Origin of the sequence: Streptomyces sp. NPDC059371 (assembly GCF_042751995.1) — a bacterium.
Taxonomy (GTDB): domain Bacteria; phylum Actinomycetota; class Actinomycetes; order Streptomycetales; family Streptomycetaceae; genus Streptomyces.
Genome location: NZ_JBHYXD010000095.1, coordinates 1 through 16,605 on the forward strand (window position 1 = coordinate 1; position 16,605 = coordinate 16,605).

General features: G+C 69.1%; 18 protein-coding genes. 1 reads left to right on the plus strand and 17 read right to left on the minus strand.

Annotated elements, in window-relative coordinates:
* Window positions 1-112: 112 nt before the first annotated feature.
* The 3 genes from ACFXGX_RS34650 to ACFXGX_RS34660 form a co-directional block, all read right to left on the minus strand.
* The gene (locus tag ACFXGX_RS34650) at window positions 113-559 is read right to left on the minus strand and encodes a DUF2267 domain-containing protein (RefSeq protein WP_384799510.1); all 447 of its coding nucleotides are present in this window, start codon (window positions 557-559) and stop codon (window positions 113-115) included.
* A 50-nt stretch (window positions 560-609) separates the two neighbouring features.
* Entirely contained in the window at window positions 610-1,005 is a 396-nt protein-coding gene (locus tag ACFXGX_RS34655; protein ID WP_384799513.1) for a DUF2267 domain-containing protein, read from the minus strand.
* 99 nt (window positions 1,006-1,104) lie between these two features.
* Window positions 1,105-1,539 carry an Hsp20/alpha crystallin family protein gene (locus tag ACFXGX_RS34660; RefSeq protein WP_384799516.1) on the minus strand — a complete coding sequence of 145 codons (435 nt, stop codon included), beginning with the start codon at window positions 1,537-1,539 and terminating at the stop codon, window positions 1,105-1,107.
* A 129-nt stretch (window positions 1,540-1,668) separates the two neighbouring features.
* Here ACFXGX_RS34660 and ACFXGX_RS34665 point away from each other — a divergent pair, with 129 nt between their 5' ends.
* Window positions 1,669-2,337, plus strand: a complete 669-nt coding sequence (locus ACFXGX_RS34665; protein ID WP_384799519.1) for an HSP18 transcriptional regulator — start codon at window positions 1,669-1,671, stop codon at window positions 2,335-2,337.
* Between the two features lie 759 nt (window positions 2,338-3,096).
* Here the strand turns inward: ACFXGX_RS34665 and ACFXGX_RS34670 are convergent.
* The 14 genes from ACFXGX_RS34670 to ACFXGX_RS34735 all read right to left on the minus strand — a co-directional run bounded on the left by ACFXGX_RS34670 (window position 3,097) and on the right by ACFXGX_RS34735 (window position 16,534).
* Window positions 3,097-4,278 (minus strand): SpoIIE family protein phosphatase, encoded by a 1,182-nt coding sequence (locus ACFXGX_RS34670; protein ID WP_384799611.1) that lies wholly within the window; start codon window positions 4,276-4,278, stop codon window positions 3,097-3,099.
* Between the two features lie 190 nt (window positions 4,279-4,468).
* A complete protein-coding gene (locus ACFXGX_RS34675) occupies window positions 4,469-5,950 on the minus strand; it encodes a WD40 repeat domain-containing protein (RefSeq protein ID WP_384799522.1) in 1,482 nt (493 codons plus the stop codon).
* Window positions 5,951-6,135: 185 nt separating this feature from the next.
* Complete coding sequence (locus tag ACFXGX_RS34680) at window positions 6,136-6,492, minus strand: hypothetical protein (protein ID WP_384799525.1); 357 nt, start codon at window positions 6,490-6,492, stop codon at window positions 6,136-6,138.
* A 647-nt stretch (window positions 6,493-7,139) separates the two neighbouring features.
* Complete coding sequence (locus ACFXGX_RS34685; RefSeq protein ID WP_384799528.1) at window positions 7,140-7,271, minus strand: hypothetical protein; 132 nt, start codon at window positions 7,269-7,271, stop codon at window positions 7,140-7,142.
* Between the two features lie 27 nt (window positions 7,272-7,298).
* The gene (locus tag ACFXGX_RS34690; protein ID WP_384799531.1) at window positions 7,299-7,895 is read right to left on the minus strand and encodes a nucleotidyltransferase family protein; all 597 of its coding nucleotides are present in this window, start codon (window positions 7,893-7,895) and stop codon (window positions 7,299-7,301) included.
* A gap of 81 nt (window positions 7,896-7,976) precedes the next feature.
* Window positions 7,977-8,480 (minus strand): NUDIX domain-containing protein, encoded by a 504-nt coding sequence (locus ACFXGX_RS34695; protein WP_384799533.1) that lies wholly within the window; start codon window positions 8,478-8,480, stop codon window positions 7,977-7,979.
* Window positions 8,473-9,303: a hypothetical protein gene (locus ACFXGX_RS34700; protein ID WP_384799536.1), complete on the minus strand. Its 831-nt coding sequence runs from the start codon at window positions 9,301-9,303 to the stop codon at window positions 8,473-8,475. The genes ACFXGX_RS34695 and ACFXGX_RS34700 overlap by 8 nt, the downstream gene beginning before the upstream one ends.
* A gap of 111 nt (window positions 9,304-9,414) precedes the next feature.
* Complete coding sequence (gene tpg / locus ACFXGX_RS34705) at window positions 9,415-9,972, minus strand: telomere-protecting terminal protein Tpg (RefSeq protein WP_384799539.1); 558 nt, start codon at window positions 9,970-9,972, stop codon at window positions 9,415-9,417.
* A gap of 4 nt (window positions 9,973-9,976) precedes the next feature.
* Window positions 9,977-12,175, minus strand: coding sequence for a telomere-associated protein Tap (gene tap, locus ACFXGX_RS34710; protein ID WP_384799542.1), 2,199 nt, complete (start codon window positions 12,173-12,175; stop codon window positions 9,977-9,979).
* Window positions 12,176-12,192: 17 nt separating this feature from the next.
* Window positions 12,193-12,576, minus strand: coding sequence for a hypothetical protein (locus tag ACFXGX_RS34715; RefSeq protein WP_384799545.1), 384 nt, complete (start codon window positions 12,574-12,576; stop codon window positions 12,193-12,195).
* A gap of 150 nt (window positions 12,577-12,726) precedes the next feature.
* Window positions 12,727-12,876: a hypothetical protein gene (locus ACFXGX_RS34720; protein ID WP_384799548.1), complete on the minus strand. Its 150-nt coding sequence runs from the start codon at window positions 12,874-12,876 to the stop codon at window positions 12,727-12,729.
* 606 nt (window positions 12,877-13,482) lie between these two features.
* The gene (locus ACFXGX_RS34725) at window positions 13,483-13,884 is read right to left on the minus strand and encodes a DUF6009 family protein (RefSeq protein WP_384799551.1); all 402 of its coding nucleotides are present in this window, start codon (window positions 13,882-13,884) and stop codon (window positions 13,483-13,485) included.
* Window positions 13,881-15,425 carry a phage/plasmid primase, P4 family gene (locus ACFXGX_RS34730; protein ID WP_384799554.1) on the minus strand — a complete coding sequence of 515 codons (1,545 nt, stop codon included), beginning with the start codon at window positions 15,423-15,425 and terminating at the stop codon, window positions 13,881-13,883. Before ACFXGX_RS34730 ends, ACFXGX_RS34725 begins: the two co-directional genes overlap by 4 nt.
* Window positions 15,422-16,534, minus strand: a complete 1,113-nt coding sequence (locus ACFXGX_RS34735; RefSeq protein ID WP_384799557.1) for a bifunctional DNA primase/polymerase — start codon at window positions 16,532-16,534, stop codon at window positions 15,422-15,424. The genes ACFXGX_RS34730 and ACFXGX_RS34735 overlap by 4 nt, the downstream gene beginning before the upstream one ends.
* Window positions 16,535-16,605: the final 71 nt, after the last annotated feature.

Here is a 16,605-nt window from a genome sequence, read left to right on the forward strand (position 1 = left end):
CCACACTCACTCCCCTCCTCTCTCCATCTCCCGCGCTTGTGGCTCCGGGCGGGGGCGCCCCCCCCCCCCCCCCGCCCCCCCCCCCCCCCATTTCCGCGCGCTGCCAGCCGGCTCAGGCGGCGGCGGGCTCGGGCCGGCGCAGTTCGGCCTGGCCGAAGAGGAGGGCGTAGCCGCCGGGGAGCTGGCGCAGGATGCGGGCGAGGAGCTCGGGGCCTGCGAGGCGGCCGGCGACGGCGAGTACGGCGCCGGTGTCCCAGCGGGCGGTGGCCGGGGTGGCTCCAGTGCGCGCGGCGAGGTCTTTGACGAAGCCCCAGCCGGTGAGGTGTTCGGTGTCGGGGATCTGGGTGGTCAGGGTGAGGCCGGCCTCGACGGGCAGGCACTGGGCGAGAGCGATGCGTTCGTCGCCGGTGAGCTGGCGTCCGAGGGCGGCCAGGACGTGGTGGACGGCTTCCGCGGCGCGTTCGCGGGTGGGGTAGGCGCCTTCGTAGCGCACGTGTTCCAGCATCTGGTCGAACGTCATGGCGTGATGGGCCGGATTCGGTCGAGGCTGGTCGTACATGGCTGCGGTTGCCTTTCTCTGCGAAGGATCCGGCCTCCGGCCGGTGGCGGTCAGGCGGGTTGGGGGTGGCCGAAGAGGAGGTCGTAGCCGTGCGGGAGCTGGAGCAGGACCTCACGGATCAGGACGTCGCCCGCGGCGGCGGCCGCGGTGGACAGGACCGCTCCGATGTCCCACAGGGCCGTCTTCTCGGTCGCACCGTCTATCCAGGCCGCGGTCGCGCGGACGAACCGCTCCGGTGAGAGCGGTTCCGCTGCCTGGAGCGGGTTGAGGAGGATCAGCGCGTACGTTTCGGGGAGGCGGGCGGCCAGTTCGGCCCGCACGGTGCCGACCAGATGTGCGCCGAGCAGGGCCAGTACGACGCGGGCAACGCGGTCGGCCTCTTCCGTGGTTTCGTACTCGCCGCGTTCCTGGACATGGGCCAGAAACGACTCCCTGCGCATCGACATCACGTCACCTCCGGGACAGGGGTGAAGGGGCGGAGGGCGGGGTGCCGGAGGCGGAAATCGACTCTTCCCGCCCTCCACTGCCGACTGGTACTTGAGGGTTCAGCCGGAGATCTGCTTGCGGCCGCTCTCGCCGCCGATGCTGATCTTGCGGGGCTTGGCGCGCTCGGCGATCGGGATCCGCAGGGTCAGGACACCCGCGTCGTAATCGGCCTGGATGCGCTCGGTGTCCAGGGTGTCGGCCAGCATGACCTGGCGGGAGAAGACACCCAGGGGCCGCTCGGAGAGCTCCACCTTCAGGGAGTCGGCCTTCGCTACCGGGCGGCGCTCCGCCTTCACGGTCAGCATGTTCCGCTCGACGTCGATGTCGATCGCTTCCGGGTTCACCCCGGGGACGTCGAAGGCGATCACGTACTCCTCGCCCTCGCGGTAGGCGTCCATCGGCATCACCGACGGCTTCGACCAGGTCCCGGACGTACCCGACAGCTGCTGGACGATCCGGTCCATCTCGCGGAACGGGTCAGTGCGCATCAACATCGCGAAACACCTCCAGTTGGTTCAGGCAGAAACTGCCAATGCGCTTCAACGTGCATCCGTTGTAACATGTCATCCAAGCGATGACAAGTAAGGAGTCATCTGAAGGATGACGAGACGACGGAGAGCCCCATGCACGAACCCACCCCGCCGGCCGCACCCGTCCCCTTCCCTGCCGCCGCGGCGGCTCTGGAGGCCATCAACCAGTCCGTAAGAGACGCGCAGCAGTCCTCCGCGCAAACGCCTGCGCCCCCAGCGCCACCCGCGGTCGGCTCCGGCCCGCACCCGGCCCTGGCCGCACTGCTGACGCTGCGCGAGGTTCGCGAACAGCTCGCCAGTTGGGAGAGCGGGCTGATCGAGACCGCCCGCGGTGAGGGTGCGAGCTGGGCCGAGCTCGCCGGGCCCCTCGGGGTCGCCAGCCGCCAGGCCGCCGAACGCCGCTACCTCCGCCTGCGCCCCGGCACCCCCGGCTCCACCGGCGAAGAACGTGTCCAGGCCACCCGCGACACCCGCGCCGCCGACCGCACCGTCACCGCCTGGGCCCGCGACAACGCCGCCGACCTCCGACGCCTGGCCGCACAGATCACCGCCCTCACCAACCTGCCCGCCGACGCCGCCGACGCGGTCGGCGCCCTGAACCTGGCCCTCGGACACGACGACGCCGCCCGCCTCGTGCGCCCCCTGACCGACACCCGGCCCCACCTCCGGCCCGAGGACACAGACCTCGCCGCACACATCGACGCCCTGACCCGACACACCGAGCAACTCCGCCAGACCGCTCACGGCCAGCGCAGCACCTGAGCAGCACCCGCCCCGGGGGCCAGCGCCGGTGGCCGGGGGTGCGCCGTCCCCCGCAACTGGCCGGCGCCCGCGCGAGGTGCACTTAACTGGGATCGTCATCTCGCCCTCTTCCTTCCAGCGTGCCCTGGTGGCCGAGGCGGTCGTGGCGAAGGTTGCCTCGACTCCGATGCCGGGTATCCGCCTCGGCTGTCGGGCTGCGACCCGGCGTCGACCGGGGCCCATGCGGCGCAACAGCCACGAGACCGCCGACGGCAAGGCCCGTGCCACGCTCGAACAGGAACCTGGCTTCCTGGTTCCACCGACGATGACATGCGCTGCGTCGATGACGAGCAGCGCCATCCGGTGCCATGGCACCTTCCATCCGTCGCCTGCGTTGCAGGCAGATCAGCTCTGCCCCGTCCGGCCGGGGTGCGCGGCCCTGGTGCCCCCGCTCAACGAACGCAGACAGGAACACTGCTCGCTTGAACTGCGCATACCGCCTCTGGGCGGGTGTCCACCGTGGACAGACTGCCCGACGATCCAGCCATGCTCCCGCGCCGACCCGCCCTGCCGGCGCTCCGGGTTCGCCACAGTACCGAGGCCGCCGGGCTGAAGGTGTTCGCAGTCCGGCCCCGAATCTTCATTGCCCTCTCCACCTTCCACAGAGGAGGACGGATGTTCGCGATCGATGGCGGACCCGGCATCGCCACAGCCCGGTTCGGATCGCAGGCGTGATCGGGGCGTTTGTGGTGGCGTGATGCGGCGCCGGTGGCGCGTGGGTCATAGGCGGATGACGACCAAGGCGACGTCGTCGCGGGCGCTGCTGCTGACGCCGAGGTCCGCGAGCAGGGCGTCAGCAAGACGTTCGGGTTCGTGGTGGGCGTGGTGGGCGAGCGCGTCGGTGAGGCGTTGCAGGCCGACGTCGATGTCCTCCCCGGGACGTTCGATGAGGCCGTCGGTGTAGAGCACGAAGGTGTCGCCGCGGGTGTAGGGCAGGTCGGCCTGGGGGTGGGGGACGGGTTCGGGGCGGGTTCCCAGCGGAGGGTCGGTGGCCTGGTCGAGAAGGTCGAAGGTGCCGTCCGGGTGGACCATGATGGGGGGCGGGTGGCCGGCGCTGCTGTACACGATGCGGCGCGCGCGGGTGTCGACTACGGCTTGGACGACAGTGGTGGCCAGTGCACCCTCCACGTCGCGTGCATACAGGCCCAGGACGTCCAGTGCCCCTGCGGGCCGTTCCACGGCCCGGACGACGGCGGACAATGCGCTGCGGAGCATACCCATGACGGCGGCGGCCTCAAGTCCGTGGCCGACGACATCGCCGACCGCGACGGCAAATCTGTCCTCGGGCAGGTCGACCACGTCATACCAGTCGCCGCACACGTTCAGTGACCCGGCGGCGGGGAGGTAGCGCACCGCGGTCTCCCGGTGCCGGGCCAGATGAGGCGCGTGGAGCATGGCCTCCTGCAAGGTGACGGCGACTTTGCGTTCCCGGGCGTGGGCCTGACGCAGTTCCTCGTTCAACCGCTTGAGCTCCCGCGCCCGCGCGTAAAGTTCGACCTCCCTGGCTTCCACGTCGCTGAGCGCGTCGCCTTCTCGCACGCGGAAGTGGGAGCGGATGAACGAGGTCACGTCCTCCCCCCGGTGCAGGATCCACTCCACCTGCCCATCCGGACCGAGTACCGGGGTGTTGATCGCGGACCACCACCGCTCCTCGAACACACCCGGCCGGCCGGCCACGGGAATGTCGTACTTCATCGGCGCCATCGTGTCCCGCTCCTTCGAGCGCAGGACCCGGTGCAGGGAGGCGTGCAGATTCCGCACCCCGTCAGCATCCGGGTCCGCCGGATTGTCGGGGAAGGCGTCGAAGAGATATCTCCCGAGCAAATCCTCCCGAGTACGGCCAGTAACCTGGCAAGCCGCCTCGTTGATGTCGGCGAGCACCAGATCCGGGCCCAGCACCATGCAGGGGCTGGGGGTGGCCGCGAAGAGCGTCTGGTAGTCGATCGCCGCCCCTGCCGCACGGTGCGGCCGCGGACCCTCACCAGGGCTGTCCTCGTCCCTCACCCTTACGTTCTACCGGTCGTCGGCGTTCTCGGCACCTGCGCACTTCGCGGCGAGGGTCGCGTTTCCCGGGAGTGCGGCGGGCGCGGCGTCACGGGACGATGGTGGCCGCGTCCCACACGACGAGTGTGTCGCCACGGTCCTTGGTCATCAGGTGTTTTCGGTCGGGTGACATGCGGCAGTCGAGTACGACGTCCGTGTGGGCCTCGAGGGCGTTCAGGAGTGCGCCGGTGCGGGTCGACCGGATCTGCACGCGTCGGGCGTCAGGCACGGCCAGCCAGTCCTCGGTGGTGGCGAAACGTGTACGTGTCTGCTCCAGCGTGAAGCGCTCGCGAAGGCCGGGCAGTTCCAGGACCCGGAGGCGGTGCAGGTCGCCGATCGCGATCCACGAGCCGTCCGGGGCCAGCCCGAGCCGGTGGATCTCGTGCGGCTGATCGGGCAGCTCCGCGAGCAGTCGCCCGGAACGCGGGTCCCAGAGCAGGATCTGACCCCTGCGGCCGCAGGCGGCCAGGGTTGCTCCGTCGGCGGCGAGCGCCAGTTGTGACATCCCCTGCGACGTGGGCTTCGTTCCCACGCGTTCGTTGGTGAGCGGGTGGACGAAGCTGCCGGTTGAGGTGTTGTAGGCAACCCACATGCCGTCGGGACCGTACACGGACTCACCCACGGCGCCGATCTTGAAGGGGAGTATTTCCTCGCCGCTGACAGCGTCCCAGGCCTGGGCTTTCTGGCCCACCGTTTTGGTCATGATGAATCCGCCGTCCGGAGCGACGGCGCAGTGCCGGAGCATGTCGGACGGGCCTCGGATCGCCCGTCGCAGGGCCTGGGTTTGAAGGTCGTACACGTGGACGAGCCGGTCGTTTCCGACCGCCACCAGCCATGTGGCGTCCGGCGCCAGAGCGAAGTCGAAGGTGAACCGAGGCAACTGCAGCACGGCGCGGACCGCCGGCTGCGGCTGGACCGCGAACTGCCCGGCGCCGGTGGGCTGCTCCGGTTCTCCGTGGTGGTCCGCGTGCGCTCGCGGAAGCGGCATATGGCCCAGGGCCTGCAGCAGTTCGGCTTGCTTCCCCGGATCCAGCCGGGTGCCATGCTTCGCCCCGCTCATGACCTCGTCGATCACCGATGCGGTGGCCCTGGACTCCGGGGAGTCGACCAGGGCCAGATCGGCGAGCAGGCTCTGCGCTCCGAGCCGCTGGATCTTGGCGATCTGCCAGCCTGGAAGCGTCACGAGTCTGGCGGCCTGAGCCGGGTCGCAGTACTGCATGTGCCACACCAGATGCCGCCACCAGTACCCGGCGCCGGCGGGCAGAGCCGACCAGGGGTCGCCGGGCTTCAGCAGTGCGAGGGCGTTGTCCACGAGCCGTCCGTGCCAGTCGGCCGCCTCGTCCGCCGACCAGCGCGACCTCAGGCGCTCGTGCAGGGCTTCTGGGACGGTCAGTCGCCACCTGCCGTCGTCGGCCTTGACGGCGCGCACGAGACCCACGCGCTCGAAGTCCTCAAGCAGGACCAGGGTGCGGTGGATGTGACGATTCGGTCCGGAGTCCACATCGACCCAGGCTTCCTTGACCTCGGTCATGTCCAGTTCGACGCCTGGAGGGACAGCCGCCAGACGTCGGGCGTCGAGGGAATCCGAGCAACTGAGCCCCAGATCCTCCAGCGCCCTGCCGATAGGGTCATCGCCCCAGTCTTTATGCCCTGTTGCCTGCTCCCAGCGTTCCCTGAGCCGGCGATCGAGCCGACGCCGACCCCACCGTGTTCTCATCACCTGCGCCTCTCCCACCCGGACACCCAGTGAAACAGTCCGAACGCCTGTACGCAGGCATTCCCTCCAGACCGGCGCGCGAACAATGAGCGAGCCCCCAGCCCGGCGCAGGATGGATGCGGCTGTGCGGACGCGTGTGGGAGCGTCAGGGGCGGACAGGCCGAGAACGGCGTCGATGGCGGAGTGGTCAGCTGGGCGTCCAGGCGGTCGGGGTCGAGAGTGATCAGCTCGGCCAGCCGGTCCTGGGTCTTTCGGAGTTGCTCGGCCATGGGTGTGTACTGATCCTGTTCCAGGGCCTGGCGCAGGTCGCCGAGGGCGAGTTCGAAGGTGGCGTCCCGGCAGGTGTGGTCGAGCATCAGGCAGCGTCACCCTGCCGGGAACAGTGAAGGGGCAGGCAAAGAATCTTGGGTGAGCCGACACGTGACGGACTTGCGCGGCTAACAGGTCTTCGGGACAGGAAAACGGAACTGCAGCCAGAGACGACGGTCCTCTGTCTGGATCTGCCGTGGACGCTCCAGTTGCGATGAGCTTCGTGAGGGGGCGACCCCACTTGCTGGGGAATTCCGAATTGCGCTTGCGCAATTCGCACTCTATGCAGCGCGCCAGCGCTGCCAGGTGGGAGCGCGGACCGCACGGCGTGCTCCATCACGGAGTCGACTTCTCGTGTGCGCATCCGGCTGGATCCTGACCGTGTGCCTGGTGGGAGGAGCAGTCACTTTCGGTGCTCTCGAATGGGCTGCCACGCTTGGCACTGGCACGGCCCCCGGATCACTGCACATTGATCGATGCGAGACGAGATCCGAGGGTTCGAGAGGTTCGTCGACGCGAGTCTGCTCGGGCGACTTCCGCTCAGACACAGGTGAGATCGACAAGTATGCGGAGGTGCCGCCCGGAAGCCAGGCAGGAGAGTCCATCCCCAGACCGTTGTCAACGGCGGCAGCAACGTCATCGCAGGAACGTCGAGGACGATCCGGTACCCGATCGACATCACCGCCAGGACGGCTCAGGCGTGAAGGCACTGACGCACAGCACGATCAACGCCTCCAGCGCCGCCGGCAGTGGCTTCGTGGACCGGCACCTTCTGCGCCAAGAAGTCGGCGACGACGTCGGTGTGCAGGGCCACGATGACGATCACGCCTCCATGACCAACCGTATCCGCGCGTCAGCCCGGCCACGGCATCACAGTGAGCTCCGGCCACTCGTCTCTCCAACGCGCTGCCTTGGCTTCATAGACCTCCCGAGGGGCAAGCACCGGGTTGGGTCGGACGACGAGGTTGAACACGTCGGAGAGCCCGTGGGGTGCATAGACGCGCCACCCACCGCAGGGGTCCAGCCGCACCCCCAGACAACACGTCGTCGCGGCGAACGAGTCGATCGCGGCCTCGGTGGACTCGTGAGGCGGGCAGGGCACTCCGAATTTCCGCTCGTACCAGAGATGCACGCGGGCCTCGTTGCGGATCTCCACCTCGGCCGGCAGTCCGGCGAAAGCCTCCTGCCCTGCCTTGATCGCGGCGTCCTCCGTCTCCCAGGACAGGTCGGTGTCGTCGAAATAGAAGATGTCGTAGTCCTTGATACCGCTGGTCGGGGGCCTGTCGGTGACCACGTTCCATACTGTCTGGAACAGGCAGCCCGCCGTCACGTACCAGCCGGGCAGCTCCAGCGTCGCTGCCCTGGAAAGCACGTCGGTCAGGACCTCGTTCTGGGAGAGCACGGACCGCAAGCCATCGAGCTGCTCAACCAGCGGGAGTCGACCAAGCATCCATACTCCCTATCACGAACAGCCGCTCTCACAAGGCGGGCTGGCCGCAAACAAGCGTCCCAGCCCGCGAGGCACGCAAGGTCAGGACCGCGCGGCCCGGAACGCGAGATACCGGCTGAAGGCTTCGTGGCTGTCGGGGGTGAAGCGCCACTCCAGCAGAGCCGACCGCAGCTCCGGCTCGGTCAGCCAGCCATACCAGGCGACCTCATCAGGATCGGCGGCCACCGTGTCCGGCACCACGACTTCGTGCACGCCAAGCCAGTGAGGGCTCAAACCGCAGCGGTTGAGGAACGTGAACAGCAAGCGCGGCAGCACACGAATGCCCAGCTCTTCGGCCAGCTCCCGCGCGGCGGCCTGCTCATAGGACTCACCGACATCCACCGCGCCACCGACCACGACCTCATGGAGCCCGGGGAAGCGCGACAGCTGCTCCGACCGCCGGTGAACGAGGATCCGCCCACGCTCATCACGACACACCGTCACAGCGACCCGGTGCAGCCAACCCTCTCGGATGGCCCGGCGGCGGCCGACCACCACCCCCAGCACACGATCTTGATCGTCGACACGCTCCACCAGTTCATCCACGACGCACACCCTGGCAGAGCCCACCGACAACACCGCTTGCCAGCAACCCGCGAAGGGCGTCCCGCTGCCCCGGCCCGACCACGACTACCGCACGTACGAAGTCGAGATCACCGATCTGTGCGTACAGCGGGCTCTCAACGGTGGCGCAGTTCCTCAGCCCAGTTCCGGAGCCGGTCTTCCAGGACCGGGTTGTCACCGCGGGCCATGGTTTGGAGCATCTGGGCGCACACGGTCGCTTCGGAGGCGAGGCCTGCCGGGCAGCCGGGCAGCCGGGCAGCCGGGCAGCCGGGCAGCCCAGAATAGGGAAGGCGGTGCGGACGAGGGTGGCGGTGTCCGGCTGGAGCAGCGAATATGCGTAGAGCGTGGCGGCGTCGAATCCCTCTGGGGCGCGGCCCCATCCCTCCCGGTCCAGCAGGCGCAGCGGCGAAGTGAGGTTCGCCCAGTGCACGTCCGCTTGGGCCGTCGTCCGGCAGGAAACGGCCGGGGCGGGGATGCCCACGAACTCGGGGATGACCCGCTCCATGTACTGCTGCCGCACGGCGACGCGGTCGGTGTAGACGGCCTCCACCTTCTCCAGCGTCCCGGCGAGGTCGGCCCACCAGGTGTCCGGCAGTCGGAGGTCGTGCTGAAGGATCAGGTCGTCGGACAGGACCGGCTCGTCGACGCGCACCGACAGCTCCGCCCGGTAGGCGGTGGCATCACTGACGGCTTCGTATACCCCCAGCAGTGCAGGCCGGTGCCCGTCGAGATCGCCGAAGACTGCCTGTGCCTCGGTGGCGCCGTCCCACAGCTTCCCCGACGCCTTGTCCACCGGCGCGGACACCACCGCAGCCAGACGGGTGTCCCTGCGGCGGTGCGGGCCGGGGCACCCAGCGTGCGTCCGGCCACCCCCAAAACTCCCCGCCCGACTCGGTCTCACTCATTTCTCTTCGACTCAATAGTCCAGATCCAGGTAGTCGATGTCGTTGATTTCGACGTCCGAGAGCCCCGTAGCACGGGCTCCGCCGTCCTGGAAATAGATTTCCTTGAATCCTTCGGCGATGATTGAGCGCATCTCCTGGTCGCCGGCACCTGTCTCGCGGGCATCGAACAGGCGTTGTGCGTAGGTTGGGGGGAGGTGGACGGTGAGGCGGCGGAAGCGGCCGTCGTCGGTGCTGCCGATGGCCGCGGTGTAGCCGAAGCGGGCGCGGGTCTCGACGGTGATGCCTCCGGTGGCGGCGGCCTGGCGGTGCCGGCGCTTGCGCACCAACGGCTGCCATCGCTGCTTCACCACCTCGTCGATCTTCGCGGCGATGTCGGGGCGGGCGTGCTTGCGGGCACCGCGCCGATAGCGGTTCACGCTGTCGGCGGTAACCCCGATCTCCGCGGCTACCGCTTTCGCGCTGCCGAACTGCTTGATCAGGAAGCCGATCCGGCCCTTGAGGGTCTTCGGGGGTTCCTTGGTGAAGGCTTCCCGGTCGGCGCGCTCGATCGCGTCCTCGATCTCCCCCACCGTGCTACTCCCCTTCGTCCAGAACGGCGTCGCCGCCCTTGATGTGACGGGCCGGGTTGTAACCCTGCTCCATCAGATCGACCGCCCACAGCATCGACTGCACACCCTCCAGCTTCGCCAGGCCCGGGGTGGACCCGAGGCGGAAGCCGCCCATCTGCGGCTTCCCGGACGCCGCATAGGGCAGGAAGTCGAGCGGGCTGTCGCCAGGGCTCGGGTAGACGACACAGTCCGACAGCACCGCGAGCGGGAACAGGCCCGTCATCTTCGCCATGTTGTTCAGCTTGCGGTGCATGTTGACCCGCGCCTTGGAGATGACCGCGGCACGAATGTCCGGGCGCCACGTCGGGCGTTCCAAGGCCGGCCATCGTTCGCCCTGTTTGTATGACTTGCCTTGTGGGCGTTCTCGCAGCTTGCCCACGCCGCCCTTCACCGTGGCCTTGATCGCGGCCAGGACGGCCGCCATCGCCGGGTCGGTGTGCTTGTGCCGCTCCATCGCCGCCAGGAACTGAGCGTCCGACAGGTCCTTGGCGACGCCGAGGTCGGCGAGGGTGTCGACGTACGCCGTCTTCAGGCGGTCGTGCCACGGGTCCAGATACGCGCCGGTCTCCCTGCGCAGAAACGCCTCCAACGGGGCCACGTTGAAGCCGAGTTCCTGCGCGTAGGCCACCGTGTGCGTCTGATACCAGGCCGGTCCCGTCGGGCGGGTGCCGTCCGGGGTGAAGGGTGAGGGAAGGCGGGGGTCCAGCTCGATGTGGGAGAGGTCGACCAGCCAGGAGCCGGGGATCTTCGGATTGAACGTCGGGGCGTGGAAGTGGTCCGGGGCGGACAATCCCACGGTGAGGCGGGCCGACGCGGCGAGGAATGCGGTGTTGAGGTCCAGGCCGACCGCGAAGGGCAGCATGCACTCGTCATCGCTCAGCAGGTCGACCGCGCGCACCCACTGGTACGCCTCCTCGTTCAGGAACCCGCCCCTCCAGCCGGAGTCGACGACCACGGGATGCTCAGGGGTGGCTTCCGGCGGGGCCGGGTCCACCGGCTCCGTTCCGAGGCTGCCGGGATTATGCCCGGAAACCCAGGTCCCGCTCGCCGGATCCTCCACGGCACGCGTCGGCGGGCGCAGCGCCGTCATCAACTCCAGCCCCGACACGGCCGTCGACCCGCGCGGGGTGATGACCCGCGTGGCATAGGTGCCGAGGACGCGGGCGACGTCGGCCGGCTCCATCTCCGCCACGCCGGGCCAGGACCGCTCATCGAGGGCGTCCCAGGACAGGATCGCCAACTGGACGCACTGCCGCTCGCGACCCTGTGCCTTGCGGTAGATCCGCGCCCACGGGCCGAACCCGCGCTGCGTGAGCTGCCACTTCGCCTTGCCGATCTGCTTGACGACCGGGTGGTCGCCCGGGAGGCGCAGGGAGCGGCGCTGCTCGTGGCCTTCCAGGCGTTCGGGGAGTCCGAGCTCCACGGCGGCCGCGGCGGTGAGCACGATGAGTGGGTCGGAGTCCTTGCCGTACCGGTTCAACTTCGCCGCGCCCAGGCCGGACTCGCGCAGCGTCCACTCCACCAACTCCACGATGGTGGTGGCCGGGCAGTCGAGCACGATGCCGTCGACCCCGTATGCGGAACCGTCACCGTCCAGGACAGCGAGCGGACCGTGCGGGAACCGCGGATCGGTACCGACGGGCCGGGTGATTCGGTTCCTTAGTGGACGGGGCGAGGATGCGGCTGACCGCCTGACCGGGGCTGGCGGCTGTGGAACGCTCTGGACTGTGGGCGCCTGCTCGGCCGGCTCGACCTCCGGCACCGGGGGCGGGCCGGAGAAAGTCTCTGGCACCGCAGGCGGTGGTGTGGAGGCTGAAGACGCCTCCGGCTCCGGCACGGTCGGTGCCGGGGGGTGGGATACCGCGTGCCGGCCGATGTCTTCGCGCCCGACGGGTGTTACGGGGGCGGGGTAGCGGTGGGCGAGGCCTTCGAGGAGGCGTCGGTAGGCCTCCAGGCGCTCGCCCTTGGGTTCGGCGCGGCCGGCTTCCCACGCGGTGATGCTCGGCACCCGTACACCCAACGCCTGAGCAACAGCAGCGGGGGTCAGGCCGGCCGCCTCGCGCAGCCGGACCCGCTCTGCCGGGACGGGCAGCACGGTGCCGTCGTCGACCGCGGCGAGGAGCGAGTCGATCGCGTTGAACAACTGCGGAGGCTGGTTCGTCATCTGCGGTTCTTCCTCGCTCACCGGACACCCTGACGAATCTCTTCGAGCCGTGTCATCAGCCGCTGATAGCGCTGCGAGGCGGCCTGGGAGGAATTCAGGCCCTGATGCGCGGCAATCTGCCGCCAGTCCATGCCCCGGCGCCTCGCCTCGATGACCACCTGGGTCTCCAGCCGATCCAACTGCTCGCGTATGCCTTCGAATAGGCCCAGTGCAGCGCCCACGTCGTCCGGCCCCACGCCCGGTTCCTGCTCGTCATCGTTCTGCTCGCCGACGGCCGCCAGCAGCCGCCCCACCAGCGATGCATCCTCCTCCACACGACGCGCAGCCGTGGTGTCGTCACCAGGGGCGGGAGCCAGTACGGACAGGCGGTCACGGGCCTGCTGGCGGAGATCACGCGGCATAGCGGCACCGTATCGCACGGAGGCAATGAAACAACGATTCATTGTCTGATTGATGACATGAAAAGAGCTGCCACCCCGGGGCGGCGTCGGGCAGCGGCACATCGTCAGCAGTGCCGCACCCGGCACAGGACTGCACCCCGGCGCTGCCGGTCACCGGTGCCGTCCATCCGCCCAGGACTCCCCCGACGTCTCCGCCGACGGATGCAGCACCCGCACGTCGGCGTGAGCAGTGAGGATCCGGTGGTCGCAGTGGCGCAGCAGGTGTGCCAGGTCCGTGGACAGTTCGGCGTGATGCACCACGGTCGCGTCCGTGCCGATGGTCTTGAAAGGGCTGACAACGCCCGCTATCCGAGGGCGGCGCGGCGGTTGGTCCACAAGCTAGAGGCCGGACTTGCGTGCCGCGCCGGCATGCCGGGCGACGTGAAACGGGCTGCCGCCAACCGGCTCGGACGGCTGATCGAGCCCGCCTCGCGGTCCATCCAGGGGTGGCTGGTCCCCGTGTGGGAAGCTTCGTTATCGCCAGCAGTCGCCGTTCACATCAAACTCCTCGCCACCACGGGAACGGCGGCCAGCGTCCGTTCCGCCGGACCCGGGGACTCGTTCGGTTGGCCGGTCGTGCTCGTATTGGTCGGCGGTGGGGTCGGCGCAGGTGGTTGCCCCGTCACCGGAAGATTTCAGTGCGGGTGAGGACGAGCAGGGCTCTCAACAGTGCGGCGGCGCGACGGCGGATCCTGGTGAGCACGCGCCAGTTCTTCAAGTCGGCGAAACTGTGCTCGTTCACGGGCCATGACCTTGTTCGTCTCCTTCTACCCGGCGGTCAACCGTCGCTCGCAAGCGGATCGGCTGTTGTCCGTGGGCAGCGCGTGCTCATCGATCCTCAGACTTAGCATCAGGCAAGCGCCAGACTCACAGCGGGAGCGTTATGCCGAGTTCCTGCATGGCGGTGGAGGGCGGACCGCCTTCGGAGCGTTCGGTCTTGTATCCCTTCACCCGCGGTTCGAGAGTGCGTGGGTCTACTCCTTCGGCGGGGGCGCTCTTGGCGTAGAGGCCCTCGGGCTGGCTGTCGCGATCATGGGGCAGCAGCCAGAACACACGGCGGCGGAAGGTACCGGAAGCCCGGGAGGGTTTGGCGGTCGGGCCCAGCAGGGCGTAGCCGACCATGCGCCCGTCTCGGTGGTAGGCCGGCTTGCCTTTGCGGGTGGGCAGGCGGTCCAGACTCTGGCGGACGTAGTCGAGTTCGGTGATGTCTTCGAGCCAGAGGATGTCGGCTTCGTGGCTGATCTCGGCTTCTTCGATCAGGGAGCTCATGCGCTGGGGTCCCTCTCCTGGTCGGCGAGCAGTCCGATGCCGGGGTAGTGCTTGCGCTGATTGGACAGGATCATCTGCTTGGGTGAAGCCAAGCCGACGAGTTCGCGGGTGCGGGCGGCGAACGCCCGTGAGGACATGGCTGGTGCTCCCTCATTGTGACACCAGGCCCGGTAGACGGCGTAGAGGGCGGTCTGTTCGGCGCGCAGGTCGGAGCCGAGGGTGCAGCATTCCTCGTAGAAGCGGCCGGTGTGGTCCTCGGTTTCTGCGTAGGCGCTGGTGGCGATTCGGACTCGTTCGGGGCCAGTGAGGTCACGGTCGCCCGCGAGGTAGCGGCGGGCGCCGTCGACGAGCCAGGCGAGGATGCCGGGGCCTTCCTCGGTGACGAGGATGTCGGCCAGGTTGTCGATCTTTCGGTGGTCGGGGACGACCCGTTCGAAGGGGATCAGCCGCATCCGGCGCCAGAAGGCGAAGCCGCCGGTGCCGACTTCGGGGCGGTGGTTGCCGAGCAGCCAGAGTTTGTGGGTGGGGTTGAAGCCGAAGAAGTCCTGGCGCATGCGGCGGGCCTTGATGCGGTCGCCGCCGGTGAGGAGTTTGACGCGGCCTTCGTCGAACTTGTCGCCCGGTTTGACCTCGGAGCAGACGATGACGCGGCGGCCGTGGAGTTCGGCGAGGTCGGTGGGGTGGCCTTCGTAGGGGCGCGCCATCAGAAAGCCGGGTGGGGCTGCGTCCGCGTAGTCGCCCAGGAGTTTCATGAGGACGTCGAGGAGGACGGATTTGCCGTTCTTGCCGGACCCGAAGAGGAAGGGCAGGACCTGGCCGCCGACGTCGCCGGTGACGGAGTAGCCCAGCAGCAGTTGCAGGTAGGCGATCATCTGCCGGTCTTCGGTGTCCGCGCCGAAGGTGTCGGTGAGGAAGCGTTCCCAGCGTGGAGTGGGCAAGGGCTTGGGGCCGACGTTGGTGGAGCGGGAGTGAAAGTCTTTGTTGGGGTCGGGGGTTTTGACCAGGCCGGTACGCAGGTCGACGATGCCGTCCGGCGTACACAGGGCGTAGGGATCAGCATCCAGCAGGGCGGCGTTGAGAACCATGCCGGGGGCGGACTTGGCCTGGGTGAGCATGGCGTTGATGCCGGTGGTGGACAGCGCTCTTCGGCGGTGTGACTGCAAGGATTGGGCGGTGAACAGGCCCCTGAGGTCGTGGGTGGCAATCGCTTCGGCGAGGTCGCCAGCGGCCCACAGGACGGTGTCGTCCTCGTCGATCTGCCAGCGAGTGGTGTCCCAGCGGTACCAGCCGATACCGGGAACGTGCCGGTAGTCGTTGGCGTACAGCTTCACAAACAGCTTGGCGTTGCCGCGGTCGCTGAGAGTGTCAGGCAGCAGACCGGCGGCGGTGGCCTCCCCGGCGGCCGCGCGGGAGACGTCGGTCTGGGCCGGCAGAGCAACGGCGTTGGCCGGGGCGGGGCGGGCCTGTTCCCGAATCTGGGCGGCGACGGCTTCGGGGTCGAATTCGAAGAGGGCTTCGGTCTCGCTGCCATGTGCTGTCATCGGGTCCCCCTTCGCGTGTGGAGGGGGTGCTGGCGGCCGGCGGTCATGCCGCTGCGGATGATCTGGGCGGCGCGGCGTTCCTGGCCCGGGCGAGCGGCGGCCGCGGCCTGGCTGAGGGCGATCTCGGCTTCTTCCTCGGTGAGGCGGCCTGCGGCGACCAGGCCGCCGAGGGTGTAGGCGGCGCGGTTGAGGGTGTCGGAAAATCCGGCGCCTTCGCTGACGTGGCCGCAGGCCTCGACAGGGGCGAGGACGGAGGCGAGCATGCGCTGGGTGAGGCCGCGGCCGCGGCCGGCGGCGAGCACTGCCTGCTGGGCGCGTGGTGGGACCGGCCGGGGGGCGGGGATGGTGGGGGCGGGCAGGTGGCCGGTCCGTTCGAGTTCCTGGGCCAGCCAGGTCGGCAGGACGGCCGGCTCGCGTACGTCGTCAACAGGCGTATACGTGCCGTCGCGGGTCGTGGTGCCGGGGGCGATGATGTAGCCGCCGTGGGCGCGGACGTCGACCTGCCAGGCCAGTGCGGCTCCCTGGCTGGAGCCGGAGGAGCACCGCCAGTGGCGGTTGTCCGCTGCCCGGTACCAGACGTGGAGGCCGCCTGACGGGGTGCGTACGCGCAGGGTGCTGTGGTCTTCTGCGGGGCTCTGCTGGCCTCGCAGAGCAGCCAGTACGGCGAGGGTGTGGAAGCCGTCGGCAAGGCCTGTGAGGTCGATGTGGCCGCCGATCGGGATGCCGGGCAGGATGCGGTCGCGGGTGGGTGGCTGGGTGGGGTGGGCATCGATGTCGATGACGACCAGTCCAGCTGGGCCGCAGGCGACGCCGACGCCGAACTCGGGGTGGGTTCCCCACCAGTTGGTGATGCGTCGCTGGTCGAGCGTGGCCGCGTGGAAGCCGTGGCACCAGCGTCCTGTGGGCATGCATGGGCACTCGCTGGGCGGGTGAGGGTTCGTGCGGCACTGGGCGCAGTTCGAGGCCGGTGTCTTGCGGCCAGCCGCCAATGGGTGCACCGGCCATCCGCGGCGCGCGCACCAGCTGGCGGTGGCCACGGATGCAGCGACTGAAGAATCGGGGCCGGGCTGCCGTGAGTCGCTGCCAGAAATGCGCAGCTCAGCAGCCATGCGCACCCCCCTACCAGCGACCGAAGCGACTCAACGACGGACACAGCTTAGCGAACGTGGCGTGTGAGGTC

Bases quoted from the DNA above. Each gene is read 5' to 3' on its own strand.
- ACFXGX_RS34650 (WP_384799510.1), bottom strand. From the start codon at position 559: ATGTACGACCAGCCTCGACCGAATCCGGCCCATCACGCCATGACGTTC.
- ACFXGX_RS34655 (WP_384799513.1), bottom strand. From the start codon at position 1,005: ATGTCGATGCGCAGGGAGTCGTTTCTGGCCCATGTCCAGGAACGCGGC.
- ACFXGX_RS34660 (WP_384799516.1), bottom strand. From the start codon at position 1,539: ATGTTGATGCGCACTGACCCGTTCCGCGAGATGGACCGGATCGTCCAG.
- ACFXGX_RS34665 (WP_384799519.1), top strand. From the start codon at position 1,669: ATGCACGAACCCACCCCGCCGGCCGCACCCGTCCCCTTCCCTGCCGCC.
- ACFXGX_RS34670 (WP_384799611.1), bottom strand. From the start codon at position 4,278: ATGGTGCTGGGCCCGGATCTGGTGCTCGCCGACATCAACGAGGCGGCT.
- ACFXGX_RS34675 (WP_384799522.1), bottom strand. From the start codon at position 5,950: ATGACCGAGGTCAAGGAAGCCTGGGTCGATGTGGACTCCGGACCGAAT.
- ACFXGX_RS34680 (WP_384799525.1), bottom strand. From the start codon at position 6,492: ATGCTCGACCACACCTGCCGGGACGCCACCTTCGAACTCGCCCTCGGC.
- ACFXGX_RS34690 (WP_384799531.1), bottom strand. From the start codon at position 7,895: ATGCTTGGTCGACTCCCGCTGGTTGAGCAGCTCGATGGCTTGCGGTCC.
- tap (WP_384799542.1), bottom strand. From the start codon at position 12,175: ATGACGAACCAGCCTCCGCAGTTGTTCAACGCGATCGACTCGCTCCTC.
- ACFXGX_RS34715 (WP_384799545.1), bottom strand. From the start codon at position 12,576: ATGCCGCGTGATCTCCGCCAGCAGGCCCGTGACCGCCTGTCCGTACTG.
- ACFXGX_RS34725 (WP_384799551.1), bottom strand. From the start codon at position 13,884: ATGAGCTCCCTGATCGAAGAAGCCGAGATCAGCCACGAAGCCGACATC.
- ACFXGX_RS34730 (WP_384799554.1), bottom strand. From the start codon at position 15,425: ATGACAGCACATGGCAGCGAGACCGAAGCCCTCTTCGAATTCGACCCC.
- ACFXGX_RS34735 (WP_384799557.1), bottom strand. From the start codon at position 16,534: ATGGCTGCTGAGCTGCGCATTTCTGGCAGCGACTCACGGCAGCCCGGC.